The 267-nt window shown below is 46.1% G+C and carries 1 protein-coding gene; it reads right to left on the bottom strand.

Annotated features, from left to right (window positions below; all coding sequences use genetic code 11):
• The coding region (locus AB4512_RS22285) for a hypothetical protein (RefSeq protein ID WP_372175714.1) at positions 1 to 267 on the bottom strand (267 nt) is incomplete at both ends.

Consider the following 267-nt stretch of genomic DNA (forward strand, 5'->3'; position numbering starts at 1 on the left):
GTTCTACGAAGCGAATCATAAGTAAATGCACAGCTAACTCCGTCTGAATCGACATGACGCGCGAGTTCTCCAATATCAAGGTAGTGCCCAACCGCAAGATTGGTTTTCGTATTGTCGTGACAGGTCAGCTCTTCGTGTTCTTCAAGGACATCGCTATCCAACTCATAGCGATAGTGAGAAACAGCAGAATACGTGCCGTTAGGATGAAGAATGTCATTTTGGACTGAAGCCAATCGGCCGAAAGAGTAGGTCTCACCAGTATCAGTT

Source organism: Vibrio sp. 10N.222.52.B7 (assembly GCF_041474275.1).
In the GTDB taxonomy this organism is placed as follows: Bacteria; Pseudomonadota; Gammaproteobacteria; order Enterobacterales; family Vibrionaceae; genus Vibrio; species Vibrio crassostreae_C.